Annotated in this window: 22 protein-coding genes and 1 riboswitch; of the genes, 7 read left to right on the top strand and 15 right to left on the bottom strand. The window is 48.2% G+C overall.

Going from position 1 to position 25,060, the window contains the following annotated elements; all coding sequences use genetic code 11:
- Positions 1-801 carry a TetR/AcrR family transcriptional regulator gene (locus LRL21_RS05845; RefSeq protein WP_240414820.1) on the bottom strand — a complete coding sequence of 267 codons (801 nt, stop codon included), beginning with the start codon at positions 799-801 and terminating at the stop codon, positions 1-3.
- Positions 802-1,052: 251 nt separating this feature from the next.
- Between LRL21_RS05845 and LRL21_RS05840 the strand changes: the two genes are divergently transcribed.
- Both LRL21_RS05840 and LRL21_RS05835 read left to right on the top strand, forming a co-directional pair.
- Positions 1,053-1,643, top strand: a complete 591-nt coding sequence (locus LRL21_RS05840; protein ID WP_338044582.1) for a hypothetical protein — start codon at positions 1,053-1,055, stop codon at positions 1,641-1,643.
- 115 nt (positions 1,644-1,758) lie between these two features.
- The gene (locus tag LRL21_RS05835; protein ID WP_240414819.1) at positions 1,759-2,871 is read left to right on the top strand and encodes an acyltransferase family protein; all 1,113 of its coding nucleotides are present in this window, start codon (positions 1,759-1,761) and stop codon (positions 2,869-2,871) included.
- Between the two features lie 98 nt (positions 2,872-2,969).
- Here LRL21_RS05835 and LRL21_RS05830 read toward each other — a convergent pair whose 3' ends face one another.
- Positions 2,970-4,286, bottom strand: coding sequence for a deoxyguanosinetriphosphate triphosphohydrolase family protein (locus LRL21_RS05830; protein WP_240414818.1), 1,317 nt, complete (start codon positions 4,284-4,286; stop codon positions 2,970-2,972).
- A 290-nt stretch (positions 4,287-4,576) separates the two neighbouring features.
- Positions 4,577-5,623: a LacI family DNA-binding transcriptional regulator gene (locus tag LRL21_RS05825; RefSeq protein ID WP_240414817.1), complete on the bottom strand. Its 1,047-nt coding sequence runs from the start codon at positions 5,621-5,623 to the stop codon at positions 4,577-4,579.
- Positions 5,624-5,791: 168 nt separating this feature from the next.
- Between LRL21_RS05825 and LRL21_RS05820 the strand changes: the two genes are divergently transcribed.
- The gene (locus LRL21_RS05820) at positions 5,792-7,150 is read left to right on the top strand and encodes an FAD-dependent oxidoreductase (protein WP_240414816.1); all 1,359 of its coding nucleotides are present in this window, start codon (positions 5,792-5,794) and stop codon (positions 7,148-7,150) included.
- Positions 7,151-7,295: 145 nt separating this feature from the next.
- Here the strand turns inward: LRL21_RS05820 and LRL21_RS05815 are convergent, their stop codons facing one another.
- Complete coding sequence (locus tag LRL21_RS05815) at positions 7,296-8,090, bottom strand: TerD family protein (protein ID WP_240414815.1); 795 nt, start codon at positions 8,088-8,090, stop codon at positions 7,296-7,298.
- A gap of 260 nt (positions 8,091-8,350) precedes the next feature.
- On the opposite strand from LRL21_RS05815, the gene LRL21_RS05810 reads away from it, so the two are divergent.
- On the top strand, positions 8,351-10,456 hold the full coding sequence (locus tag LRL21_RS05810; protein WP_240414814.1) for a methyl-accepting chemotaxis protein: 2,106 nt from the start codon (positions 8,351-8,353) through the stop codon (positions 10,454-10,456).
- A gap of 241 nt (positions 10,457-10,697) precedes the next feature.
- A complete protein-coding gene (locus LRL21_RS05805) occupies positions 10,698-12,713 on the top strand; it encodes an aliphatic sulfonate ABC transporter substrate-binding protein (protein ID WP_240414813.1) in 2,016 nt (671 codons plus the stop codon).
- Positions 12,714-12,748: 35 nt separating this feature from the next.
- Here LRL21_RS05805 and LRL21_RS05800 read toward each other — a convergent pair whose 3' ends face one another.
- The 6 genes from LRL21_RS05800 to LRL21_RS05775 all read right to left on the bottom strand — a co-directional run bounded on the left by LRL21_RS05800 (position 12,749) and on the right by LRL21_RS05775 (position 18,694).
- Entirely contained in the window at positions 12,749-13,456 is a 708-nt protein-coding gene (locus LRL21_RS05800) for a class I SAM-dependent methyltransferase (RefSeq protein ID WP_240414812.1), read from the bottom strand.
- 14 nt (positions 13,457-13,470) lie between these two features.
- Positions 13,471-14,238, bottom strand: a complete 768-nt coding sequence (locus LRL21_RS05795) for an ATP-binding cassette domain-containing protein (protein WP_240414811.1) — start codon at positions 14,236-14,238, stop codon at positions 13,471-13,473.
- A complete protein-coding gene (locus LRL21_RS46195) occupies positions 14,201-15,097 on the bottom strand; it encodes an ABC transporter ATP-binding protein (RefSeq protein WP_240414810.1) in 897 nt (298 codons plus the stop codon). Before LRL21_RS46195 ends, LRL21_RS05795 begins: the two co-directional genes overlap by 38 nt.
- Positions 15,098-15,232: 135 nt before the next feature.
- Positions 15,233-16,153, bottom strand: a complete 921-nt coding sequence (locus tag LRL21_RS05785) for an ABC transporter permease (RefSeq protein WP_240414809.1) — start codon at positions 16,151-16,153, stop codon at positions 15,233-15,235.
- Entirely contained in the window at positions 16,150-17,091 is a 942-nt protein-coding gene (gene nikB, locus LRL21_RS05780; protein WP_240414808.1) for a nickel ABC transporter permease, read from the bottom strand. Before nikB ends, LRL21_RS05785 begins: the two co-directional genes overlap by 4 nt.
- A gap of 1 nt (position 17,092) precedes the next feature.
- The gene (locus LRL21_RS05775) at positions 17,093-18,694 is read right to left on the bottom strand and encodes an ABC transporter substrate-binding protein (protein ID WP_240414807.1); all 1,602 of its coding nucleotides are present in this window, start codon (positions 18,692-18,694) and stop codon (positions 17,093-17,095) included.
- 154 nt (positions 18,695-18,848) lie between these two features.
- Positions 18,849-19,044, bottom strand: a riboswitch (cobalamin riboswitch).
- A 408-nt stretch (positions 19,045-19,452) separates the two neighbouring features.
- On the opposite strand from LRL21_RS05775, the gene hmpA reads away from it, so the two are divergent.
- Positions 19,453-20,658 (top strand): NO-inducible flavohemoprotein, encoded by a 1,206-nt coding sequence (gene hmpA, locus LRL21_RS05770; RefSeq protein WP_240414806.1) that lies wholly within the window; start codon positions 19,453-19,455, stop codon positions 20,656-20,658.
- Here the strand turns inward: hmpA and LRL21_RS05765 are convergent.
- Both LRL21_RS05765 and LRL21_RS05760 read right to left on the bottom strand, forming a co-directional pair.
- The gene (locus LRL21_RS05765; protein ID WP_240414805.1) at positions 20,625-21,146 is read right to left on the bottom strand and encodes a Crp/Fnr family transcriptional regulator; all 522 of its coding nucleotides are present in this window, start codon (positions 21,144-21,146) and stop codon (positions 20,625-20,627) included. The two genes, hmpA and LRL21_RS05765, sit on opposite strands and share 34 nt — an antisense overlap.
- A gap of 62 nt (positions 21,147-21,208) precedes the next feature.
- Positions 21,209-22,195, bottom strand: coding sequence for a Gfo/Idh/MocA family protein (locus LRL21_RS05760; protein WP_240414804.1), 987 nt, complete (start codon positions 22,193-22,195; stop codon positions 21,209-21,211).
- A 180-nt stretch (positions 22,196-22,375) separates the two neighbouring features.
- Here LRL21_RS05760 and LRL21_RS05755 point away from each other — a divergent pair, with 180 nt between their 5' ends.
- Positions 22,376-22,957: a hypothetical protein gene (locus LRL21_RS05755; protein WP_076229720.1), complete on the top strand. Its 582-nt coding sequence runs from the start codon at positions 22,376-22,378 to the stop codon at positions 22,955-22,957.
- Positions 22,958-22,984: 27 nt separating this feature from the next.
- Here LRL21_RS05755 and LRL21_RS05750 read toward each other — a convergent pair whose 3' ends face one another.
- The 3 genes from LRL21_RS05750 to LRL21_RS05740 all read right to left on the bottom strand — a co-directional run bounded on the left by LRL21_RS05750 (position 22,985) and on the right by LRL21_RS05740 (position 24,931).
- Positions 22,985-23,146, bottom strand: a complete 162-nt coding sequence (locus LRL21_RS05750; protein WP_240414803.1) for a hypothetical protein — start codon at positions 23,144-23,146, stop codon at positions 22,985-22,987.
- Entirely contained in the window at positions 23,143-23,745 is a 603-nt protein-coding gene (locus tag LRL21_RS05745) for a leucyl aminopeptidase family protein (RefSeq protein WP_240414802.1), read from the bottom strand. Before LRL21_RS05745 ends, LRL21_RS05750 begins: the two co-directional genes overlap by 4 nt.
- Positions 23,746-23,911: 166 nt before the next feature.
- Entirely contained in the window at positions 23,912-24,931 is a 1,020-nt protein-coding gene (locus tag LRL21_RS05740; RefSeq protein WP_240414801.1) for an aldo/keto reductase, read from the bottom strand.
- Positions 24,932-25,060 lie beyond the last annotated feature (129 nt).

Genomic DNA, 25,060 nt, shown 5'->3' with positions numbered 1-25,060 from the left:
CTACTTGTCCTCCTGCTTTTTAGACTTTTTGTCCTTACGCTTTTTATCCTGTTTTTTGTCCTGCTTCTCCTGCTTCTCTTGTTTCTCCAATTTTTCCCGCTTACCCTGCTTCTTATCCTGCTGCGTTTCCGGCTTCACGGCTGTCACCAACTGACTACTGTCCCTCTTGTGCAGCATACCTGCCAGCAAAATCTCAATTGCTTTATCTAGAATGGGTAAAATCCGCTCCAATAACGGTTCCAATTTCTCTTCACTGTTCATATAAGTGAAAACCATACCATACAGCATGAAAAAATAGACCCGTGATTGATCGATTCGTTCCTGCTCATTAGCCGCTGGTACGATATGCTCAATGCCTTCAGTTAAATAGGCGAATATCCGATTGCGAAGCTTGTTTACGTCCCCCTCAGGGTCCTGTTCATCTACCCTCACGGACTTCACACCGAGAATAACGGCCACCATGCTTTTATGTGACAAGCAAAACCGTAAAAACTGACGGCTCTTCTCCTTCAGTTTATCAACCGTTGACCATTCCTCATGCCCCTGTATGGATAGCAAGAGTGTCTCTAACGACTGCAGCGGCGGTATCGCAAGCTGCTCCAAAAGTACTTCTTTGTCCTTAAAATATAAATAAATGGTTGTATGGGAGCAGCCCGCATCCTTCGCAATTTCCCGCATCGTAACTGCATCATAACCTCTTGCTGTAAACAGTTTCGCTGCCGATTCAGCTATATTACGCTTCGTTTCCTCCGCTCTCTCGCCCTGCTTACGAATGCTTTTATCGCCAATTTCCATATCCATTCATCACCTTTCTACTCATGTAACCACTGGTTATTAAATTTATAGTAACCAATGGTTACTAAAAAATCAAGCTATTTTATATAACCGATTGTTTACGCATTCATATTTACATTTTTCCTATTCTATATGAAAAGATTTAGATTTATTTCATCTAAATTGGCAGCAGCAAGTAACAAGAAGATCAGGACAAGTAACGCATGGGCGTTTGCAGCATATGTTGTGGAGAGAACCAACATAAGGAGCTGCTAAAGATGAGTAGAAAGCAACTGGTTTCAAAAAAATCAAAAAAAGCGATAAGTAACAAAATTCCAGCTACAGTGCAAACATCCGGCACTAACTCGCCTGATCCCAGAGGAATTGGAGCAGGCCGCTTTCCACAAGGAGCTGGCGGAGGATTTTCCACCCGCTCATTTCAAATGCCTGGCATCGGTATTCCTGGTTTACCATTTCCAGGCGGCGGTGGTGGTGGCTTTCCTCCGTCTTTTCCCGGTGGTGGTGGCGGCTTTCCTCCATCTTTTCCAGGCGGCGGCGGTGGCGGCTTTCCTCCCGGTACACCTCAAGGAGGCCCTGGCGCAACTGGCGGACCGCAAACCCCACCACCTTCCTTCATCCCGCAGCAATCAGGCGTGTCAGCTCTAGCGGTTGACCCCGGCAGTATCCGCAGATGTATCAATCGGTTTGTGTACATTTGGCAAAGAAATGGTGACGCTTATTGGATGTTCCTCACTCACGTCGGCCGTAATTCGATAGCTGGTTACCGTTGGTACGGATTTGGCCCAACAGGCTTCTGGTTGTATTTTGGCTTGGATATTCAACGTATTGGGCAGTTTAACTGCTTCTGATCATGTTTAGAGGCTTTAATCAGGGAATGGTTCTCCATATGGCATGTTCATTATTTTAAGCTAACATTCAGCGAATCTTCAGGTTGTTGTCATCGTTTTTTCACTTTCAGATGAGATGATAACCGCACAAGATAACAACCAAATATTAGGAGCTGAATTTGAAGTCATGGACAATCGCTTAACCATTCCCCTGATTCAAGCCGCTCGGGGTATTGCTGTTGTACTGGTAATGCTGTTTCACACCTCTCAGTTGGCACAAAAATATTTTCATAATAACTTTTTGGCGGTCAGTGGCATGGACAGATCTGGAGGCTATGCTTATTTTTTTGTGCTGACTGGTTTTTTGATGTTTACTCTTTACCATCAACATTTCGGAAAAGCGCATATGTGGGGGACTTTTATACTTAAAAGGCTGCTGCGTATTTATCCGCTTTATTGGCTGGTCAATGCCACTGTCATTCCGATCTATTTTCTCGTTCCTTCGTTTGGTAATGGCTATGAAACCAAGCCCATGGAGATTATTACCTCCTTGCTTTTACTGCCTTACAGTCAAGTACCCATACTCGGCGTCGCCTGGTCGCTCATCTATGTCGTGTTTTTTTATTTCATCTTTTCACTACTATTCGTTCTGAATAAAAAAACGATCGTTGCCCTGTTTTCACTGTGGCTGTTGATCGTCGGGTTCATTAATTGTGGTTGGATACATATGAAGGATAACGCATGGCTGCACTTTCTGTTTGACGGCATGCATTTGCAATTTGTGCTGGGGATGCTGATTGCGTGGACCATTCGTCGATTTAACCTTGGCAAAGGAGGCTATTCACTTGTCGTGGGCTTGTTAGTTTTCCCAGTGGTCTGGGTGTTGCGCTATATGGACCCAACCTTTGCATATCCGAATGTGCTGTACACCATTGGATCCTCACTTGTCCTGCTCGGTATTGGATCTATGCGTGCAGCAGCTCCCTCATGGCTCGGGTTCGTTCAATTTCTTGGCAATGCTTCCTATTCGATATTGCTTACGAGTCTTGGGTTCCTGTCTGTCACACTGAAGCTCTCCAAAGCAGTTCACCTTGACGTATGGTGCGGTCCTACCATTACGACAGTGCTCTGCTTTACGATAGCGTTATTGTTATGCTGTACGTTCTATTGGTATGTGGAGAGACCGCTTGTTCAACGTCTCAAATCCATGACAGCTGCACCTGCCTATTCTGCTTCGACAACCCGTTAGTATTTTTAATCATTTACATACTTAATGCGCCTATGTTCAAATGGTCCCTACACACATAGCCAATACTTACACTTGCTCAGGCAGCTTTAATCGATTCATCAATCCATTTCATAAATCGATCCGGATTTACTTGCAAACAGCTCAGCGTATACCTTCTCAGCATAAGCATCGGTCATCCCCGATATATAATCGGCAACCATACGCGGCCAACTCCATTTATGCTTGTGCTGCTCATAGCTTTGGGTCCAATCCGGGGGAATAATCATTCTCCCGGTTTCATATACCTTGAAGCTGCCCCATAGACGTTGAAGCATAATTTCGCTGCGTTTTTGCAAACGCTGAACCCGAAAATCCTTAATTAATGTGACCCACGCCAGCTTTTTCAAAATTTCCATCGTCCGCAGCAGATGCAGATCCTCCTGCCCGTCACGCACGAAGGTGACTCTTTTCCAGCCTTTTGCCGGATCATCTATAATCCCTACCTTTTGGGCAAACATGCTCACCCATCTTGCTTTCATCTCACGTCGGGTACGTGAGGATTCATATTTGCACTCAGAATAAATCATTTCCCACTGTGTCAAATAGTCGGCCAGCACCTGCTTAACCATGGAATGCATATCTACCTGATCCCAACCGACCGCTCCATTGCCTTCATCATCGAGGATTTCCTGGATTAAATTTTCAAGCAGCCTGTTATCTGCAAAAAAAGTTGGGTTCATCAATATTTTACCAGCGCGAATCCCATCTTCGATATCATGGGTGGAGTAGGCGATATCATCACACAAGTCCATCAGCTGCGCCTCTAAAGTTGCGCAGCCCTTTGGCATAGCCCAAGCCTCACGCAAGTAGTTGATGGCCTCCCACTCCATCGCATATACGCCCTTAAGCCTGCCCTCCTCTTCCAAGGAGTAAGGGTACTTATTAATACCGAGCAGCACTGCCGCTGACAAATCCAAACCACTGCCGCTTCCTGCCCGTTTTTCCAGGAACATCAGAATACGGAAGTTTTGGGCATTCCCCTCATAAGCGAGACCATGCTCCTCAGCCAGCAGCCGATCCAATACTTCTTCTCCCTTGTGACCAAAGGGCGGGTGTCCCAAATCATGAGCAAGCGCCGCGCATTCCACAACAGCTGGGTCCAGCATCAATCCGGGATGCTCGCGCGCAGCTAGAAAAGGATACTCTTTTTGCATCCGTCTGGCTACTTCTCTTGCAATCTGCGAAACCTCCAGTGAATGCGTCAGTCGTGTCCGATAATAGTCACCGGAGCCCGCCCCAAATACTTGCGATTTGCCTTGCAAGCGCCGAAACGCAGGGGATTGAATCAATCGCGCGTAGTCTTTTTCATATTCATCCCGCTCTTCACTTGAATGTGTATGTTCTGTATCATAAATTCTCATTTTGCGTAAATCCATTTTGTCGCTTCACTCCTGTCTGTACACAAACGACGTTCCATAAGGGAACGCCGATTCATAGCTATTCAAATCATACCTTAGTTTATGTAAAATGTCATCTGTGTGTCAGCTTAGCTGTTGAAAAAGACAATGCCTGTGCCGAAGTTTTTACGAAGAGCCTGCTTACTGGTCTCCATCTCACACGTAATTGTATAAATATCAACTTAACCTCGAATCACAGTTACTCCTGTTGAACGGTCGGGTACAAACCCACGGGTGTCCACATCCCGGTAAACTCACCGAGTCTAATCTCATAAACTGTTCAAATCTGCTCTCTTCATCGTCTCCCCTCCCACATAATCGCCCTTCAATCGAATATGTTCATAAGGCTGCTGCGGGTTCGCAATGCGCCAAAGCATTCGGTCGGCAGCACGATACCCTGTTTCCCTGATCAGCAGCGCAGGTCGGTCAACAAGTGGTAGATAATCAATCGGCTCGTTCAAAAACCCGACTAGAGAGCAATTTTCCGGTACCTTCGTCCAAGTCTGCAACCTATAGTAAACTGGCGCTACCTCTTCATCAATTCCGCAGATCACAGCTGTAGGCTTATAGATTTCGTATTTGACTGCAAAATCGTCCAGCCATGGTTGTTCGGAATCTCTGCGCCCAACCGCATGCTCCTCCTCCGTTACGTGCACTCCAATTTCCTTCATTGCTTCCTGGAATGCCTGCCAACGCAAGATAAAGCCGCGCTGCAGATGAATATCCCCCACATACAGAATTCGTCGATGTCCAGCCCGGACAAGCGTTCGAACTGCGATATACATCGCTTCGTACACATCCCAAACCACACTGTCTACTTTGGTCTCAGGTGGCGGGTAATTAAGCAAAATCCGCGGCAGCTGAAGCTCCAGCAGGCTTTGTTCCATGAATCCCGGCACAATTCGCGGTGCGATAAAAATACCATCGGCGTAGCCTACATTATGCAGCTCAAGCCAATGACGGAATTGCTCGGGTGAGGTCGGCGCAGGAAGCAGCAGCGTGTCAATTCGATGGCCGTACTCAGCAAACCGCTCATGCAGTCCTTGCAGCAGCAGCCTCAGGAAACCAAGTGACCGCTCGCTCTGCACCAGAATGAACCGTCGTGTATACAGAGGAAAAGGGGCAATTCTCTCCTGCTCCAGCTGACGCAGCTGCTCCTTAGTACGATATCCAAGAGCGGCGGCAGTTTGGATGACAAGCCCTCGGGTCTCCTCTGACATCCCCGGATGTCCGCGCAATGCCTTGGAAACCGTTTGTATAGTGAGTCCAAGCTCCTCTGCGATATGCAGCAATGTGATGCTTTTTTTCCTTGCCATTCATCTTCACCCGATCCTTATTTAATTGGATAATTCGAAAACAATTTAAATGATTGCATTCATTTTTTAAACTAAATTTAAACTCAACTTAAAGTTATTGTTTCTTTATAATAAGCCCTAGATGAGCAATATGAAAACCATTCTACACAAACGGGAGCGATAGCCATCATGGCGAATACCATTCAGAATAACCGGATCGAGGCAGATATTGTTGTATGTGGAGGAGGTCCAGCCGGGGTTTGCGCAGCAATTGCAGCAGGACGAAGCGGTAAAAGAACTATTTTGATCGAGCGGTACGGTTTTATCGGAGGCATGTCTACGGCGGCGCTCGTCTATCCCTGGATGACATTCCATACGGTGGAGGGCAAGCAGGTGATCAAAGGCATCGGGCAGGAAATTATTGATCGTTTGATGGAACAAAATGCTTCACCAGGGCACCTCCGCGACACGGTCGGGTTCGTCAATACCATAACCCCTTACCACCCTGAGGTTTATAAAATTTTGGCTGTCGACATGCTTCAGGAGGCTGGGGTGAAGCTGCTGCTGCACAGCTTTGTCGATCACGTACAAGTGAGCGGAGATCGAATCGAAGCCGTTCATATTACGACCAAGTCCGGCAAAATTGAAGTGAGCGCTCAGGTGTTTATCGATACAACAGGCGATGCGGATGTCGCTCATTTGTCAGGGGCACCCTGCCTAACGGGGCGGGATGAAGACGGTAAAACACAGCCGATGACGATGAAATTCCGGATGCGCGGCGTCGATTTGCCCAAGGTGAAGCAGTATATGCTCGATCATCCTGATGAATTTTATAAAAAGACACCGTTCAGTGAGCTTGCTGAGCTGCCGCTATCCGGTGTACTGGGCTTCTTCAAGCATTGGAAGCAAGCCGATTTGCCGATCAATCGTGATCAGGTGCTGTTTTTCACAGGTCCCAATGATGACGAGGTGCTGGTCAATACTACTAGGGTACAAGGGTTGAACGGAACGAATGTCGAGGATTTGACTGAGGCCGAGACACTTGGACGCAAACAGGTAATGATGGTAGCGGATTTTATGCAAAAGAACTTGCCTGGCTTTGAGCATGCATCCATCTCTCAAGTGGGTGCGCAGATTGGCGTGCGTGAATCGAGACGGATCGATGGCCTATATGCACTGCAAGCGGAGGATGTCGTTGGGGGACGCAGGTTTGAGGATGTCATCGCCCGCAGCGGCTATCCGATTGATATCCACGATCCTTCCAATAAAAGCGTGACAGCCGCTTGGGTACAAGGAGATGGTGCTTACGATATCCCCTACCGCTGCCTGCTGTCCAAGAAAATTACGAATCTGCTGACCGCCGGACGCTGCATCTCCACAACACACGAAGCTCTGGCGACCACGCGCTTAACACCCAGCTGCATGGCTACAGGCCAAGCAGCGGGAACTGCGGCGGGTTTAGCTGTAGAGTATGGAGTAAGTCCACAGCATATTAATGTACTGGAGCTCCAGAATAGATTGAGAGCGGCCAATGTGGTATTAGACTAGCAGACGCAGGTAATACTCGGGAATTATCCAAAGCGATTATTATCATATGTTGCAAATAAACACGAGGTAGCCCTTACGGACTGCTTCGTGTTTATTTTACTTATCTTTTTATTAATGAAATATGACCATCCAACTAATCCCAACCTTAGTTAAATACTACGCCTCCCGATTTGGCATCAAACACTGATATCCGAGATCGTTGGGCATCAAATAAGGAAGCCGCAGCTGGCTGCAAAGCAAATATCGAGGCTGAGCTCGATTGAAAGGAAAATACAGATGTCGATGCGGCTTGATCTACGAAAACCGAAGCCAGCTTGGTTCCATTTGCAGGTGCTGGTACGGGTGCAGTTGACTCCCTCCCTACTGATACCGGACTTGACGCAATGTCCTCTGCTTCCATCACGGCTTCATTCTCTTCATCTGCCACACTTACACCATGAGCCTCTGCCAATGGCTGGAGCCCTCCGTTAAACCCTCTGCCAATGGCGCGCAGCTTCCACCAGCCCTGATGGCGATACAATTCCATTAAAACAAGTGATGTTTCATCGCCCGCCTCTTGGATTTCATACAGGACATCCGCTTGAGAGGTATGGCCTGTCACCTTGCAGCCGCTGACACCCTTAAAGGTTCCCGGTCCATCCAATGTTGCGGCGAATACGCATTTATCAATTTCAGTCGCCAACAGCTTGTCCAGATCGATTGAAAAACCGACCACCTTCGCCTCTGTCGCCTTATATTGCACTAGCTGCTGCGGATCAGCAGGCTGGTTATAGAAAATAAAGTAATCATCCGAAGGGACTTTGCCATTGCTGCCTGTCATAAAACAGCTTATATCCAGCTCAACCGGAGCGCTTTCCCAAGAAACTGTGACTTCAAGCAAGGGTTCCTTGACCAACGTCGTGTTGGCCCCTGTAAGCAATTTTATTGTGGAATTAGCCATTGGATCTACCCTCCATTTTGGTTCCAAACTATACATCTAATCTCCTAACTATCATACTACAATACCATGATCACACTCTACTTTCCTATACCAGACGTTTCACATGGTAATGATTGCAAAAGATATGAATAACATTAAATATTTCCTAACCTTAAACGTACACTTTCTTAACAATATACGTTTAAAATAATCCTATAAACAAGCTGCTTATGTTAATATGTAGTCAGACAAATCATCTATGTATGAAGGGGACTTCTATTATGCAATGGTACAAAAACTTAAAACTTTCGTTGAAGCTTTCCTTGACACTCGGCTTTTCTCTTCTCATCGTTTTTGCTTGTTTAATCGCCTTGAATCTGAAGCAGCTGTATACCATCAGTCTGGACAAGGGCATGTTAAGCGCTCACCAGGCAGGGCAAGATTTTTCCATCTCCCTGGAGGAGGAATTGGTCAGCATCAGCTCGGCTCTCAAGGGCTTATCTGTAGTCGCTCTGGATGCTAACACACAAAAGAAGCAATCCCGTGAGGACATCATCCGAATTTTAGGCAAGGAATTGGAAAAGCAGCCATCCATTCTCGCTCTTTACACGCTGTGGGAGCCTAATGCTTTTGATGGTAATGATAAAGCTAATGTAAATAAAGCACCTTATGACGATGCAACAGGTCGTTTTATCCCCTATATTGTTAAAAGCAACGATAAACAAGTAATAGAGCCACTGAAGGACTACGAGAAGGAAGGCGCCGGGGACTATTATTTATTAGCAAAACGCAGCAAGCAGATCACAATTATTGAGCCTTACGCCTATCAGGTTGATGGCAAGCAGGTATTGATGACTTCGGTTATATATCCTATTCTCGATGCCAAAGGAGATTTCATTGGAATATTAGGTGCGGATATCGCATTGGATACGCTGCAAAAGCAGATCGAGAAAGAAAAACCATTAGGTGGCTACATCACCGTAATTTCAGGCAAAGGCAAGTATATTGCTCATGGAGGAAAGTCTGATCTGGTTACCAAAAATTATGCGGATAGTCCAGATAAGCAGCAAGTATGGGACCAACTGCAGAGCGGGAAAACCCAAGCGTTGTCCAACAATGTTAACGGTGTTGCTTCCATTCGCGACTTCGATACGATTACCGTTCAGGGCAGCAAAGACAAGTGGTACATAGAAACCGTTGTTCCTCTAACGGCCGTACTTCAGGGCTATTACGACAGCCTTTACATATCCATAGGGATTGCAGTCGCTTCCTTATTATTGCTTGGTCTGCTCTTGGCCTTGATTGTATGGAAGGTCATTGTGAATCCGCTGGGCAGTGTCATCAGTATATTGAAAAACTTGGCAGAGGGCGATTTCACCCATACGGTTCCGGTCAACAGTAAGGATGAGTTCGGGGTTATGGCCGAGCAGTTTAATATCATGGTCCAGAAGCTTCGTCAGCTTCTACAACTGGTCAGCGACTTATCCATGTCAGCTGGAGCTACTTCACAGGAGCTGGCGGCCAGTGCCGAAGAAACGACGCGCGCCACCGAAACGATTGTGGAAGCGATCCAGGAGGTAGCCACAGGCTCCGAGACGCAAGAGCAGCAGGCTTACGATTCTTCCCGCGCTATGGATGAAATGACCCAAGGCATGAATCGAATTGCTGTCTCAACCGTCAACGTTGCAGAAGCCGCCAAAGGAATTATGGATCAAACAGAAAAAGGAAATCACAGCATTCATGAAGCGGTTCAGCAAATGGAAGTTATCCGTTCCTCTGTTGACCAATCCGAGGCCTCTATTATCCGTCTGAATGCCAAATCAGAAGAGATCGGCAGTATTATCGGAGTCATCACCAACATCAGCACACAAACCAATTTACTTGCGCTGAATGCATCAATTGAGGCTGCACGTGTTGGCGAGCAGGGAAAAGGTTTTGCCGTCGTTGCCGCCGAGGTTCGCAAGCTGGCCGAGCAGACCAAGCTCGCTGCGGAAAATGTAGCTCAACTCATTCATGACGTGACTCAGGAAACGAGCCTGGCTATGAGCGCCATGGGCCAAAGCACGCTAGAGGTCGTCAAAGGTGTAGCATCCGTATCGGAAAGCGGACAGTTATTTGAAGCAATCACCAAGGAAATGAGCGGTGTCAATCAACAAATCGATGAGGTTTCGGCCGCGGTACAGCAAATATCTGCAAGCTCCGAGCAGGTGGCGTCATCGATTGATCGCTCTGCCCGAATCGCCAAGGACTCCTCGGCAAATTCACAAAGCATAGCAGCCTCCTCCGAGGAGCAGCTGGCGTCCATGGAAGAAATCTCCTCGTCCTCCGAAGCGTTAAGCGCGATGGTACAAGAGCTCCTGGATCAATTATCCAAATTCAAAGTGTAGCCCTCGCTTTGCTTGGTGGTTCCTTCTCATATTCAGCTTCTTCATAAGCTGTTTAAATTGTATTAACAAGTCATTTCCTTCAAGGAAATGGCTTGTTTTTATTTCAATTGACAAATAAATACAAGCGTGATAAATTATTCTTCAATTATTCCAATAAGAATACTATGTTTTAATCTATTATACATGTTAGATAAGTACCGCACACGATTAGTTTTTTTATTATTTATAGGAGGTTGATTCCATGACACTGCTCAGTAAAAGCCTACATTTTATCAATTCTTTTAAAGCCTTGGAAAAAGCAGATTCCGTCCAACCAAATCATCCTCTAGAACAATTTAAAAAGCCCTACCAAACTAGCGGCACCTTGTCGGATTCTACTGATTCACTTCTTCACTTTGTGAAAAATACGATAGAAAATATGGAGACCGTCTCGTTATCCATCCATGAAATTGTTAACGCTGCTGCACTTCAGTCCGAAGAAACCGAGAATAGTCTGGTCCATTCCGAAGCGTTGGGCGCGGTTCTGAACACAGCCGTCCAACAAATTCAGCACGTGGAGACCGCTACGGTCCAATCGCTGCATGCCTCGGAAACCGGCAAATCCACAGTTGATTTACTGGCCCAGCAATCGATACATAATAAGGAAATATCGAATAAATTACATACGACCATGAAAGATCTGGAGCATAAGACAGAAGCTATAGCCAAAGCGATGGACTCCATTTTTCAAGTCTCGCAAAGCATTCAAATGCTTTCCCTGAATGCTTCTATTGAAGCGGCCCACGCCGGCGAGCAAGGTAAAGGCTTTGCAGTAGTTGCCCAGGAGGTGAGAAAGCTGGCTGTCGAAAGTGCAGTCAATGGACGAACAATTACCGGATTGCTTCAGGGTATGCGGCAGCAAGTGAGAGCCTTCAGCGAAATTGTAGACGAGACACGGAAATCCTCACACAACGTCTCTCAAGCGGTTGTAGAAACAAAACAGCAGTTCGATTCGATCCATCTGAATTTGTCTCATATCACGGAACACTCAGCCGAGGCCAGTCAGCTGCTGCATACGGCCAACCATCGCAAGAATCTGCTGATCCAGCATCTGCATACGGTAACCTCGTTAGCCCAGCAATCGTTGTCATCCGCCTATGAAGTAGCACGCTTATCTGAAAAACAAGCCTCCTCCGTACTCACCGTTGCCGGATCAACGCAGGACTTACAGAGCATTACTCAGGATCTCAAATCGGGTGTCGTTGAAATAATTGGAAATGCCGCTTCGGAAACGAAACCAACCACACAACAAATCCGAATCGGATTTATACCCAATTTAACTCACGCTCCGGCTTTGCTGGCAATCCACCATCAGTTATTCGAACAACAATTTGACGGGCAATTTGAAACGCGTGCTTTTTCGGCGGGGCCTGCGGTTGTTGACGCCTTATTAAACAATCAGATTGATATCGGATATACAGGTCCAGGTCCGGTATTTGAGGCTTTTTCCAAAACACAAAATATTCAAATCATATCCGGTGTCAATCAAGGAGGAGCCGCACTTCTTGTACGAGCAGACTCAAGTCTTCGGCAGGTCGGACAGTTACGAGGAAAAACCATTGCGATTCCGCAATACGGTAACGGCCAGCATATACTGCTCCGGCAGCTGCTGGGACGCCACGGTTTAAAGGACGTCTTTCGTGGAGGCGATATTCGTATTATTCAAGCGAAGCCCTCCGCCCTCATTTCCATGTTTGCAAGCAGCCAAATCGATGCGGCTCTGGTGCAGGAGCCATGGGTAACCCTACTGGAAAATAAAGCGGCAGCACGCGTACTCGTCGATTGGCAGGAGCTGTATAATGGGGGGCAGTACCCGAATACAGTCATTGCCGTTAATCGCGATTTTGTTCACCATCACCCTCAAGCCGTCTCCCGATTCCTGCATGCACACAATACCTCCATGTTGTCCATCAGCGAGAAGAGACCGGATACCTATCACACGCTTTCCCAATCCCTTGAGCAGTTGACCGGACAATCATTATCCTTAGATGCAATAGAGCGCGCGCTGCAACGAATAATCTGGAATTCCACAACCGATCTACCCACGCTGCAGGGCTTTGCCCAGCTTATTAAACAGGAGGGCTTTCTGAACAAGGACATCGACTTTGATCTCCTGCTGGTTAAATCATCCAGACACGTTACATCTGAATCTCTACTATTCTTATGTACACAATATGTTACACCGATTCAATACCGGGAAACGAATCAGCACAAATAATCGGAGCGATCTGATCCGATCAACGCTGTGCTGATCTAATCGTTAGATACAGCTTGCGGCTCCCAATGAATAAGAGCGACATCATGCACGGCGCCGTTTTTACGTTGTATCGGAAACGTTCGATATTGATGCTTGATCCCAAGCTCCGTTAATATATCAGAGATTGCAGCTGCACGCTCCCGCTCCGTCGCTGCTCCATCCAGCTCGACCTGCAGTGGCCCGGCAAAAGGTCTTCCGATCGATTGGACGAGAAACACATGGCGTGTAGCTGTCTGGTTCATCTGGATCAAACATGCCTTCATATCACGAATCCGGTAAACCGCATTTGCGCTGAACAAGATGTCTGCTTGAAGCGGAGGCGCTTCCTCCCACTTCAGCGCAATCGCTTTCGGCAGCGGATAGCTCGTGCTTGCCCAGCTGAGACAGAACTCCTTATACATGGCGGCTGATGGCTCAACCAACGTAATCGAGGCTACATAAGGAGCCAATAGCTGAGTAAATCCGCCTGTACCCGGTCCAACCTCCAGCAGATGATCACTTGGCTTCAATTCCGCTATTACTTGCTCCATAATAACCTGGGTGTAAGGCGCCAGTGGATTGCGCTCATCATAGTCTGATGCATGCTCCTGCCAATACTGCTCTTCCTCCTCATCGCTTGCGGTACGCGTGTTGGATAACACGGCCTGCTCCCAGGCCTGTATCCAGTAGGTTGATGGAGCAAGTTCATGTGGTTTATCGTTCATTCGAAATCACTCCTTTATCTCATATCTCCAAAAGCTTGTACTAGTTGTTTCGTATAAGGATGCTGCGGCTGCTCCATGACCTCCTTACTACACGCCTGCTCTATAATTTCCCCCTGATGCATAATGGCCATATGCTGACAGACATGGGCAACGAGCTCAAGATCATGAGAAATGAACAAATACGCCATCTCGAATTGGCTTTGCACCTGCTGCAGCACCTCCATTACTTGCGCTTGCACAGATACATCAAGCATCGAGGTTGGCTCATCCAATACAAGAAACCTCGGATTCAAAGTCAAGGCTCTGGCAATTACGACCCGTTGAATTTGTCCACCACTGATCTGATGCGGATAGCGAATCAGCATATCGCTGCCCAAGCCTACAAGCTCCAGCAGCTCTACAGCTTTATGCAGGGCTTCTTCCTTGCCCATCAAACGATGCAGCAGCAGCGGCTCAATCAAACTTTGCAGCATCGTTTGGCGGGGGTTGAGTGCAGAATCAGGATGCTGAAATATAATTTGCATCTGCCTTCGCAGCGGAAGCATTTGCGTCATTGTATAATTCGTAATATCTTGATCTTCCATATATATACGGCCTTGGTCGGCAGGCAGCAGCTTGACCATTAGCCGTGATAAGGTCGATTTCCCGCAGCCGCTCTCCCCAACCAGGCCCAAGGTCTCTCCTTTGGCTATGGAAAAGGTAACGTCCTTTACGGCCTCCACCCTTCTTCGACGCAGCAAGCCGCTAGTGAACGTCTTGCACAAGCCCTCCACTCGGATCATGTAACCAACACCTCACCTTGCCCGATTGTAACGTGACCAGCTCAGGGATACTGCTGCAACAAGATGGAACACCTACCGAGCAGCGCGGATAAAATCTGCAGCCCGGCAGTACGTCCGAAAGTCCGGGGCTTGAGCCCGGAATCGGCACCATCCCATGAACAGGCATCGAACGCAACAAGCCTTGCGTATACGGGTGCTGCGACTGTTGAAACAGCTCCCGCGCAGGACCCATCTCGACCACTTGTCCTGCGTACATGACAGCGACTACATCACATAACGACTTGGCTACCTGTAGATCATGGGTAATGACGAGCATGCCCGCTCCCGTATGCTTGGCAGTCCTGCGCAATAGCTCAACCATCTGATAGCGTACCAAAGCGTCCAGTCCTTTGGTTGGCTCATCGGCAATCACGAGCGACGGGCTGCCTGCTGCCCCCATTGCTGCAAGAATTCGTTGCTTCATACCACCGCTCAGCTGAAAAGGATACTGCCTTAGCTTGTGCTCAGGATCTGGCAGCTGCAGCTCCTGCAGCAGACGTTGCGCATGCTCACGCTTGCTTGCCCTTGATCCACGATCCTTGATCGCTTCGATCATTTGTCGACCAATCCGCATGACCGGGTTCAAGGAAGAAGCAGGATTTTGTGGGATGAAGGCAATTTCCGTACCACGCAGCCTGCGCATACGCTCTGAATCCAAATCCAGCAAATTACGTCCCTTATAATGAATCGCTCCCGCTATAGATGCATGATAAGGCAGCAGACCGGGAATCGAGAGCCCTAGCACCGATTTACCGCTGCCTGTTTCCCCGATCAGACCGAGAATTTGCCCCTGCTCCAGCTCCAGGGTAACATTATCCACCGCCCTGACCGTACCGGCCGCTGTCTGAAATCCCACGGATACCTGTTCAATCGATAAAAGCGTACTGATACGTCTCCCTCCTCCTTCTGCTACCTCCGAGCTCCTGACGCCGCAAGTACCGCTACCCTGTCACCATCAGGAAACCCAGAATTTATCTTTTTCTGCCTTTGTGTCGAAAACATCTCTTAATACGTCACCCAAACAGTTAATCGCCAAAGAAACAAGCGCAATACAAAGTCCAGGCGCAACAATCAGATGGAAATAACTGCGGAAGTAGGGTCTCGCATCGTTCACCATAACTCCCCAGTCCGGAGATGGCGGCTGCAGCCCCAAGCCCAGAAAGCTTAAGGATGCGATAGACAGAATCACTCTCCCGATCCTCACGGTAAACAGTACAATAATGGGGCCTATCATATTCGGTACTACATGCTTAAGCACAATGTAGCCATGTTTTCCACCCATCGCCCGAATGCCCTCGACATACGATTCCTCGCGAATCTTCATCACTTCGCCACGCACGACTCGGGAAAAGTCTGCCCAGGAGGTGACGACTAGCGCAATAAACAAGCTGTTGACACCCGGCCCAAGCGTACCCGCGATCGCGATCATAAAGCTCAGCCCAGGCAAGCCCTGGAATATGCTGATCCCGATCTGAATACAATCATCCAACCAACCGCCAAAATATCCCGCGATCGTCCCGATCATAAGCCCGATCAGCATTGTGGCAATTGTCACTACAAGGGCCAGCACAATAGAAATTCGCCCGCCATACAAAATACGGCTGAACACGTCCCTGCCCAGTGTATCCGTACCGAGCCAGTGACTGAAGGACAACGGTGCAAGCCGCTCAGACATCTGGATCTGATTCGGGTCATACGGAGCAATCCACGGTGCGAGAATGCTCGCTGTCAGCATCGTGAATAAAATAACAACCGCAGCGATACCAAGTGGAGACAGCGTGCTGACAATGGCAGACAACCTGTCCCTCATCACGGAGAAGCTGGATTCAGCTGAGGCATGACTTTGGGAAGCTGTTCTGTCAGATTTTAAGGTCACTTCAGCTTTCCTCCCAGCCTCATCTGCGGATGAATGATCAAATATGAAAAATCCGTAAGCAAATTAAATACGACATAGACAAGCCCGGTGAACACGACATACCCTTGAATGACCGGGTAATCCCTGCGCAGAATCCCCTCAATCGCAAATCTGCCGATTCCAGGCAAAGCGAAGATGACCTCCACAATGACAGAACCGCCCATGATCGCGCCAAAATACGTACCGATCACGGTAACTAACGGGATTAACGCATTGCGAAGCGCATGCCAGGTGACGATATTTCCTTCACGCAGTCCTTTGGCCCTTGCCGTCAATATATAGTTGTGGTTCATCGTTTCCAGCAAGGTAGACCGTGTTAACCGCATCAATACGGCGCTCGTTCCTGAAGCAAGCACAACCGCCGGCATGACCAGATGCTTCCATGTACCGTATCCGCTGGTCGGCAGCAGATGGAGCTTTTCCGAAAATAACGTAATCAGCAGGATGGCCATCCAAAAGCCGGGAATCGATACCAGCAGCATAGCAGCGGCACGCCCAGCATGGTCAATCCAGCCATTTTTCTTTAAGGCCATCAGCATGCCTGCCGGAATCCCTGTACCGACCGCTAACACAACAGCAAGCAGAGCTACAGAGAGTGTGACAGGCAGACGGCGAATAATTTCACCGCTTACCGAATCCTTCGTCATGTAGGAGGTGCCCAGATCGCCATGTACAGCTCTGTTAAGCCACCGTCCATATTGAACGGGGATCGGGTCATTTAACCCAAGCTCCTCCCGCTTCACTGCAATTTCCTGCTCGGTAGGCTCTTTCATTCCGCTTAAGCTCAGCGCCTCTACAGCAGGATCGCCGGGAGAGACCAGATTCAGCATGAAAGCAATCAGCGATATTCCGATCAGCACAGGAATAGCGGCCGTTATTCGGCGGAACACATAAAACATGCTACTTGGCCCATTCCAATTGCGGCAGCGTCGTGCCATAAATCGTCGCTTGATAGCCTTTAATCTTCTTGTTGTAAGCAATCAGGCTGGCATCATTGAACAGTGGAATGGTCGGCAGGTCCTGCACCGCCAAGGCTTGCAGTTCATTATAAATCTTGGCTCTATCATCCATGCCAAGCGCATCCTTAGCCTCTTTAAGCAACTGATCCACACGGTCATTTTTGTAGCCCAGACTATAGCTCTTGTTGCTTGAACCTGTACTGCCCAAATAATTGGTGAACAGTGTGAACGGATCTCCGTTCGGGAGACCTTGTGTGGCCAAAGCCAGATTATATTCGCCCTTGCTCTGTGCTTCCTTGAATGCAGCGCCATCCAGAATACGGATGTCCACATCAAGAGAAAGCTCCTTGAATACCGCCTGGAGCAGCTCGGCCTGCGCCTTGTAAGGGTAACGGTCCAGCCCATAGGTCGGTACGATCAAATCGACCTTTTCACGTTTGCCGCCAAGCGCTTCAGCAGCTAATTTCTTGGCCTCCGCCAAATTATAGTCCACTTTAAACTCCTTATAAAAAGGAGATGTTACATTCAGGAAATTAACCGTAGCCGTAGGGTAGCCCAAATAAAGCTCCTTCACCAGCTGTTGACGGTCAATCGCCAGCGAAATCGCTTGGCGCAGCTTTGGATTGTCAAAAGGCGGCTTTTTGCCGTTCGGGTGCAGGTAATGGGAAATCGTCGATTTTGCTACGGAAACCTCAAACTGCTTGTCCTTCAACAGCTCCTTGGCCAAGGCAGGAGGAATTGCACCCAAATCCATAACACCCATAATTTCACCTGACTTCAGAGCCGACAGTCTTGTATCCGGGTCGGGAATGACGCGAACGCGAATCGTCTTAGTTTTGGCTTTATCGCCATAATATCCATCATAGGCTTCGAGCAGCGCATATTGATCCTTCTCGTGCTTGATCAGCTTGAAAGGTCCGGTGCCTTGCGGCAATCCGTTAAAATCACCTTTTTCGGTAAAATTTTTGGGACTGTAGATCGGACTGGAGAAGTTAACCATTGAATACAGCAGGGTCGGCTGCGGCGTTTCGAAGCTCAGCTTGAACGACATATCGTCAACCTTGGTTACTTCTTTTAAACCGGGGTACGAGCTTTTAATGTCCAATGTGTAAAAGGGTGAGCTTTTGGGGCTGGCCAGCTTATAACGGTTAAAATTGGCGATAACTGCATCGGCATTCAGCTTTTCCCCATCATGAAAGGTCACATTAGGGCGAAGCTGAAACGTCCATTCTTTGCCGTCCTCCGACATTTTCCAGGAAGCGGCGAGCTTGGATGCAGGCTTACCGTCTTCACCGGCTGCAATCAATGGTTCCCATACATAGAGAATAGTGCTCGTATAATAAGCATCCTGTGGACCCGGAGCCAGGTCGCGTGGAGCCGCCAATACGACCTCAGTCGGCTGTACCTGGCTGGGTGCTGTTGGTGGCTGCTCCGCTGTTTGCGGGCTTGGACTGCTGCAGCCCCATAAAGCGATTGCCATACTGGCGCTTAACAGTCCTATCTTTGCATATTGTCGTGTTTGCTGGTACAACTTGCTTATCATGTTTCGTAAACCTTCTCTCCATTTTTTAAATTACATACAGATGCAAAAAAGACATCGTTAACCTCTGCCGTACAAAGGTAAAAGATGCCCGTGATCGTATAGGCTATAGCTAACGATGGCTGTCTTTAACACCTTCCTATCTACCGTAGGTTAAGCAGTGTCTGTCGAATAGGCAGGTCTCCTGGCTCCAGATTCATAGTCGACAAGCACCTTCCCGATCCTGCGATCAGTGGCATTTACGCTTTGACTCCTCTGTTACAGTGGCGGGACCGCATCGGTTTTTCACCGAACTTCCCTATTAAGCTCTGAAAGAGATTACGATACAGAGCACCTATTCACATAATATGTAATTGTTACTATTAAAAATATACACTACTAATCCCTATTAATCAATGAAAGTTGTATAAGTAATTAAAATCAGCAAATAGGCCAGCTATATCATAGTCAGCCTTTTACCTCCTTTCAACTCTCCTGGCTTTAAGCTTAAAACGTATACACATGTGCTGTATATCGGACTCTGTTGACCTGGGCAGGGTGATTTTTTACAATGATGCCGCCAAGGAGCTGATTAGACCGCAGATTTTCTTGTCATGCATCGGATTTTGCTTACATGACCCTTCTGCTTCCATTTTCAAAATAAGGTTTGTCCACAAATCGTTGCTTTTTGATGTGATTCAAATCACAAGTCTGCACTTTCGCAGTAGGTATACTTAGCCCATAGCCATCACTAACCATCACTCATAAGGAGGACATCCTATATGCTAAGTCAACAAACGATTACCATTATCAAATCTACCGTACCGATTCTTGAGGTATATGGAACCGAAATTACAACAACCTTTTACAAGTCGCTGTTCAACGCGCATCCTGAGCTCCTGAATATGTTTAATCATGCTAATCAGCAACAAGGCAAGCAGCAGGCCGCTTTGGCGAATGCCGTCTATGCCGCGGCGCTTCATATCGACCGGCTGGAAGCCATCCTGCCCGTCGTCAAGCAAATTGCCCAGAAGCACCGCAGTCTCGGTGTTCAGCCCGAGCATTACCCAATTGTCGGCCAGCATTTGCTGGGCGCTATCAAAACCGTGCTGGGCGATGCGGCAACTGATGAGATTATTGAAGCCTGGGGTGAAGCCTATGGGGTGATAGCGAATGCATTCATAGGGATTGAAAGGGATTTGGAGGTACAGGCGGCAGAGCAGTCAGGAGGCTGGAGCGGTTTCAGAGCTTTTCGTGTAGAGCGGAAAGTGCGGGAGAGTGATGTCATTACTTCGTTTTATCTAATGCCAGTGAATGGTCAGCCTATAGCTGATTTTGCGCCTGGACAGTACGTCAGTGTAAAAATCACTATTCCTGGTGAACCGTATACGCATATTCGCCAATACAGTCTTTCGGATGCGCCAGGCAAACCTTATTACCGAATTTCGGTCAAAAGGGAGGAAGCACTTGAGGAACGTCCGGCGGGGAAAATCTCCAATTACCTGCACAAGCATATGGAGGAAGGCAGTGTGCTATGGCTGTCTGCACCTGCAGGTGATTTTATTCTGGAATCGGGAGACACCAAGCCAGTCGTACTCATCAGTGGCGGCGTAGGGCTGACCCCGATGGTCAGTATGCTGAACACACTGGCTATAACAGAGCCTGACCGGCAGGTAACGTTTATTCATGCTGCACAAAATGAACAGGTGCATGCCATGCGTGAGCATGTGGAGAAGCTTGTTAACGATCACACCCAGCTATCAGCCTACTGGTGCTATGCCACGCCGCTGGGTGACCCTGCTACCTATCATAAAAAAGGTTACCTGGATTTGCCTTGGCTTAAGAGTGTAATTCCGTCGAAGGATGCCAGCTTCTACTTCTGCGGCCCCACACCTTTTATGAGATTAATCAACGGAATGCTCAAAGAGTGGGGTGTACCCGATACCTCTATCCATTATGAGTTTTTTGGCCCTACCGATACTTTGTGAGCTCTCAGCAGACGATTCACGGTTTCGCGGCGGATGCCAAGAAACTGACCGATTTCGTCCTGGGTCAGCACATCCGTGATGGGATCCGAACCGATATACAGCTGAAACCAGCGCTGCAGCTTGCTGAGCTTCTCGGCAGGTGCAGCCTCGGTAAGCTGGTCGATACGCTGCTGCATCATACGCAATTTATTTTGCAGCTGAATGGCTATATGACGAAATTGCTCCGGATTGCGATCCAACTCCCGGTACCAGTCTGCTGCTGGCAGTACATCAACCTCACAGGAGGACAGAGCGACCGCCGTTCCATGATAAGGATTTGGGCTGATCAGGGAATGATGCGGAATCATTTCATTGGGAACGATAATATTAAGCAGAATCGAATTTCCATTCTCATGTACACGAACGATTTTCAATATCCCGCTTTTCAGATGATATAGCGGACCAGATTCGCCTTGACGAAATAAGGTCTCACCTTTATGGATAATCATAACAGCCTCCTGAATCCAACATTGCCAAATGCCTTCTTACCATATACATGTAAAATCGAAAATCAGTCCGAAGCTTGTGTCAGCCGTTCCACCAGTCGATGCACAGGCAGTACTTGATCGGCACGAATCGAACAATCCCCCGGTTTATCGAGGCTGCTGAGAAAATGCTGAACCACTCCGGCAAAGCCCCGGCGATGCAGAATCGTATCCCAGCTTCCGAAGCCGATATGCTGCGGCTCATGAGAGCGCTCTGAAAGAATGAGCGATTCCATATTGAGCACCTCGGCGGAACGATAAGCCCCATGCAGCTCCAGCTTTTCAAGATCAGCTCCTGCGCGGCGCACCATACTGAACTGGCCAAGGCGATCCAAACCCGAATGGGCTTGTACAGCTTGTTCTTCTGGTAGTTTGGCTGCTTGTTCATTGGCAAATAGCAAACTCCCCGCTCCGACCAGCAGCTTGCCTGTCCCATCCACACGCTCGTAATAATGCCCGATCTCTGCGTGATCTCCACCGAGCCAGAGCAGCAAATCTAGCATATGAATCAAATCGTCATACAACGTATGCCTGGCACTGTGCGCCTGAAGCTTGGTTCGCTGCTTTTGGACCACAGATAGCTCAAAGCCCCCAGCCTCTTCAAGCCACGTACGTGCCTTCATGTACATCGGTGCAAACCTGCGGTTAAAGCCTACCGCGAGCAATACGCCCTGCTCTTGGGCGTAGGCAGCCATGGCCTCCGACTCGTGCAGCTCATAGGAGAGCGGTTTATCGACATAAACGGCTATGCCTCTTTGCAAACAGGTCATAACCAGTTCATAATGGGTTTCCGTCGGGCTATGTATAAATACAGCATCAGGTCTTGTCTCCAGCAGTCTTTCCAATGAATAAAACCGCCCGCTAATCCGATATTGCTCGGCGATCCGGTTCACCGTAGCTTCGGTACGGCTGGTGACGCCTATAAGCTCGACATGCTCGTGAGCAGCTAACAGCGGCAAATATACTTTTTGGGCAATATCCCCTAAACCAATTAAGCCTATTCTTTTTTTCATCTATCGGCCTCCGAATTCTGATATACGATCATTAGGAGCATACTGAACATAACAGCAAGCAGCTATGTTAAAAAGCAGCTATGAAGAAACTACTATTTAACTTGTCGCCTGTCTTATGGTAAAATAGGAGTAGTATGTCGATTTATCAATTTATATTTCATCTGGGGGATTGCTGGTTCCATGTCAAAAAAGCAAAAATGGAGTTTGGTTGGATCTATTTTATTGTTCGTCGCCCTTCTTGGTTTGGCCCTGTTATTTGAATCCGAGCTTTTCATATATGCAGCAAGTGCGATTCCGATTCTCATTGTGATGGTACTGCCCGATATCAGACAGAACCAATATGTTCAAAGAACCAAGAGTGAAAAAGGTATTCAGGTATACAAGGTTGCCAATGAGGAGGATCCGCTGCTCGTTATTTCTTTTCAGCCAGGCTTTGTACGCTGGCACTGTCGAAAGCTGTATATCGATTTAAATGAACTGCATGCCGAGCCTATTGATGTACTGCCTGCAGCTGAAGACGCAGCATCGATACCCGTGCTCTCGTTCGATCTTTCCGCACATCCACGCCGCACCGGCTGGTTCGGTATCGATCTTGCCCAATTATCACAACGTACGGTGAATCTTTCTTATACCACCCAGGAAGTGAATCGCTTTATCATTCAAATGAAAGATCTTGAAGCGATTGCCCTGCTGATGATGGCTTCAGCCACACCTCTGGTTGCAAGCAAAAGCAGCAGCAAAAGCAACAGCCTGTCAGCTTAAGGCGCTCTGCTTGCTTGAAGGCTACAATTAAGACTTGCACAGCCAAGGCGCCAGTGTGCGAACCATCGCGCCGGTCCCTCCCTTGGGTTCCGTCCCGCGCTCGTTCCACAGCCAGGCCGTGCCGCCCGTGTCCAGATGCAGCCAAGGTACATGACCAGCAAAAAATCCAATAAACAGTCCACCTGTCATGCTGCCCCCCATCTATCGTGCGAGGCAGCATTTTTGATGTCTGCCACCTCGCTTTTTGAGCATGTCATGGTATTCCGGATAGTTCGGGAATGGCCAAACTGCAGCGCGTAATGAACACCATCCCCTAACACGACACGTCCTTCCGCATCGGTATTCAATATTTCCACGGTATGCCCGCTCATCATCTTAATCACATCACCCGGTTTAAAAGCGCTGCTTGAAGGCATATTTTCTGCAGAAGGTATCACAATTTGCAGATTCAGCTTCGGCTTTAATCGGCCGATTACATGCAGAAGCCCAAGCAGCACAGCGGCACCGCCCATATCGCTGATCATTTCTTCCATACCGTCCGGCTTCTTCAGTGAAATGCCTCCGGTGTCAAACGTAATCCCCTTGCCAACCAGTCCAATCACTTCGCTTGAAGCATCGGCGCCTTCGTAACGAATGGCAATCATTCGCGGCGGATTGGCACTGCCCTTGCCTACGGCATGAAGGCCGCCCATGCCGTGCTCAACAATTTGGGCTTCGTCCAGCACTGTGCAGGACATGCCATAATGGGAGGCCAGCCGTGCGGCCTCCTGGGCCAGTGTATCCGGCACAAGCACATTGCCGGGCAGGTTGGTCAGATCACGCGCATATTGCGTCGCGATCGCAAAAGCCCGCGCTGCCGCAGCCCGCCGCCGCGAGTGTCGCCTGATCGATGATCAGAGCGACCTCGCGAATCTTGTACTGATTCTAATCTTAATCATTCACTACACGAATAGCTCAGGCTCCAAAGTAAGAGGCAGACTCCATGACAACCTTACGCATCGGCAGATGGTAAGGACATTTTTCTTCGCACAGAGGCCGCTCCTTACAGGGCTCATAATCGGCACAAGACATAATATTCCCCTTCTGACGTTCATAAAATCCATCACCTTTAGGCAGCAAGCCAAATGTGTTACGAATCTGACTGGATATCATAATATCAGGAATCGTTACACCAATCGGACAGGAGCAATAGTTGCAGCGGCGGCAGTTATGACTACCCAGCTCTGTAGCCAGGCTTTCCAATTCATTCCGCTCGGCATCGCCAACCTCAAGCTCAAAAGCCGCAAGATTTTGCTTCACCTCATCCACGCTGATCATACCTGATATAATGACATCCACATTTTGACTGTATGGATAACGCAGCGCCTTTTCAACAGGCTGAATAAATCCGCCGGATAATGGCTTCATCGCAACTTTGCCCATGCCCATCTTTGTAGCCATTGGAATCAGCTCTTCAAGAGAAAAAGGCTGTGCCAAATTTAAATGAAACAAGACCTGGGCAAACTGCCCTTTGCTGATCCACTTGGCCAACAGCTCGGGACGATGCCCTGTAATTCCGATGTGGCGTACCATGCCTTTGGCCTGCATCTCCAAAGCCGCCTCATAAGCGCCTTCATGCTGCATCGCTGCCTTATATTCACTTACATAATTCACATAATGAATTTGAAGCAGGTCAATTACATCGGTTTTCAGCCTGACAAGGCTTCGCTCGATTTCTTCCTTGGCCTCGGCATAGCTTCTTTTGTTTGTTTTCGTTGCCAAAAAATATTCATCGCGACGATGCGAAATACTCTCCCCGATAATTTCCTCACTATTGCGGTAGCCAGCGGCTGTATCGATATAATTAATCCCATGATCAAGCGCATAATTAAGTGTTTCCCTTGCCTGCTCCAATGGAACTCCTGGCAAATTCATCGCTCCGAAACCTAATGCAGACACCTTGAACCCCGTTTGACCGAATGTACTGTATCTCATTGTGCTGTTCCTCCTCCGCTCTCTTCCTGTAATTCTCCCATCTGATCTCCTTGATATTATAGAACAACAGACCATAAAAAAACAGCCTATACGGACCCCCGCACAAGCTGCTCTCCTATACTATGTAGA

Origin of the sequence: Paenibacillus periandrae (genome assembly GCF_022458865.1) — a bacterium.
GTDB classification, from domain to species: domain Bacteria; phylum Bacillota; class Bacilli; order Paenibacillales; family NBRC-103111; genus Paenibacillus_S; species Paenibacillus_S periandrae.
Note: the sequence above shows the minus strand (reverse complement) of the source record. Positions and strands in the feature narration are given on the sequence as shown.

Excerpts from the sequence above, each read along its gene's own strand:
- LRL21_RS05845 (WP_240414820.1), bottom strand. The coding sequence starts at position 801 with ATGGATATGGAAATTGGCGATAAAAGCATTCGTAAGCAGGGCGAGAGA.
- LRL21_RS05810 (WP_240414814.1), top strand. The coding sequence starts at position 8,351 with ATGCAATGGTACAAAAACTTAAAACTTTCGTTGAAGCTTTCCTTGACA.
- LRL21_RS05820 (WP_240414816.1), top strand. The coding sequence starts at position 5,792 with ATGGCGAATACCATTCAGAATAACCGGATCGAGGCAGATATTGTTGTA.
- LRL21_RS05840 (WP_338044582.1), top strand. The coding sequence starts at position 1,053 with ATGAGTAGAAAGCAACTGGTTTCAAAAAAATCAAAAAAAGCGATAAGT.
- LRL21_RS05760 (WP_240414804.1), bottom strand. The coding sequence starts at position 22,195 with ATGAAAAAAAGAATAGGCTTAATTGGTTTAGGGGATATTGCCCAAAAA.
- hmpA (WP_240414806.1), top strand. The coding sequence starts at position 19,453 with ATGCTAAGTCAACAAACGATTACCATTATCAAATCTACCGTACCGATT.
- LRL21_RS05740 (WP_240414801.1), bottom strand. The coding sequence starts at position 24,931 with ATGAGATACAGTACATTCGGTCAAACGGGGTTCAAGGTGTCTGCATTA.
- LRL21_RS05775 (WP_240414807.1), bottom strand. The coding sequence starts at position 18,694 with ATGATAAGCAAGTTGTACCAGCAAACACGACAATATGCAAAGATAGGA.
- LRL21_RS05825 (WP_240414817.1), bottom strand. The coding sequence starts at position 5,623 with ATGGCAAGGAAAAAAAGCATCACATTGCTGCATATCGCAGAGGAGCTT.
- LRL21_RS05835 (WP_240414819.1), top strand. The coding sequence starts at position 1,759 with ATGATAACCGCACAAGATAACAACCAAATATTAGGAGCTGAATTTGAA.
- LRL21_RS05795 (WP_240414811.1), bottom strand. The coding sequence starts at position 14,238 with ATGATCCGAGTGGAGGGCTTGTGCAAGACGTTCACTAGCGGCTTGCTG.
- LRL21_RS05765 (WP_240414805.1), bottom strand. The coding sequence starts at position 21,146 with ATGATTATCCATAAAGGTGAGACCTTATTTCGTCAAGGCGAATCTGGT.
- LRL21_RS05750 (WP_240414803.1), bottom strand. The coding sequence starts at position 23,146 with ATGACAGGTGGACTGTTTATTGGATTTTTTGCTGGTCATGTACCTTGG.
- LRL21_RS05830 (WP_240414818.1), bottom strand. The coding sequence starts at position 4,286 with ATGGATTTACGCAAAATGAGAATTTATGATACAGAACATACACATTCA.
- LRL21_RS05805 (WP_240414813.1), top strand. The coding sequence starts at position 10,698 with ATGACACTGCTCAGTAAAAGCCTACATTTTATCAATTCTTTTAAAGCC.
- LRL21_RS05815 (WP_240414815.1), bottom strand. The coding sequence starts at position 8,090 with ATGGCTAATTCCACAATAAAATTGCTTACAGGGGCCAACACGACGTTG.
- LRL21_RS05800 (WP_240414812.1), bottom strand. The coding sequence starts at position 13,456 with ATGAACGATAAACCACATGAACTTGCTCCATCAACCTACTGGATACAG.
- nikB (WP_240414808.1), bottom strand. The coding sequence starts at position 17,091 with ATGTTTTATGTGTTCCGCCGAATAACGGCCGCTATTCCTGTGCTGATC.
- LRL21_RS05755 (WP_076229720.1), top strand. The coding sequence starts at position 22,376 with ATGTCAAAAAAGCAAAAATGGAGTTTGGTTGGATCTATTTTATTGTTC.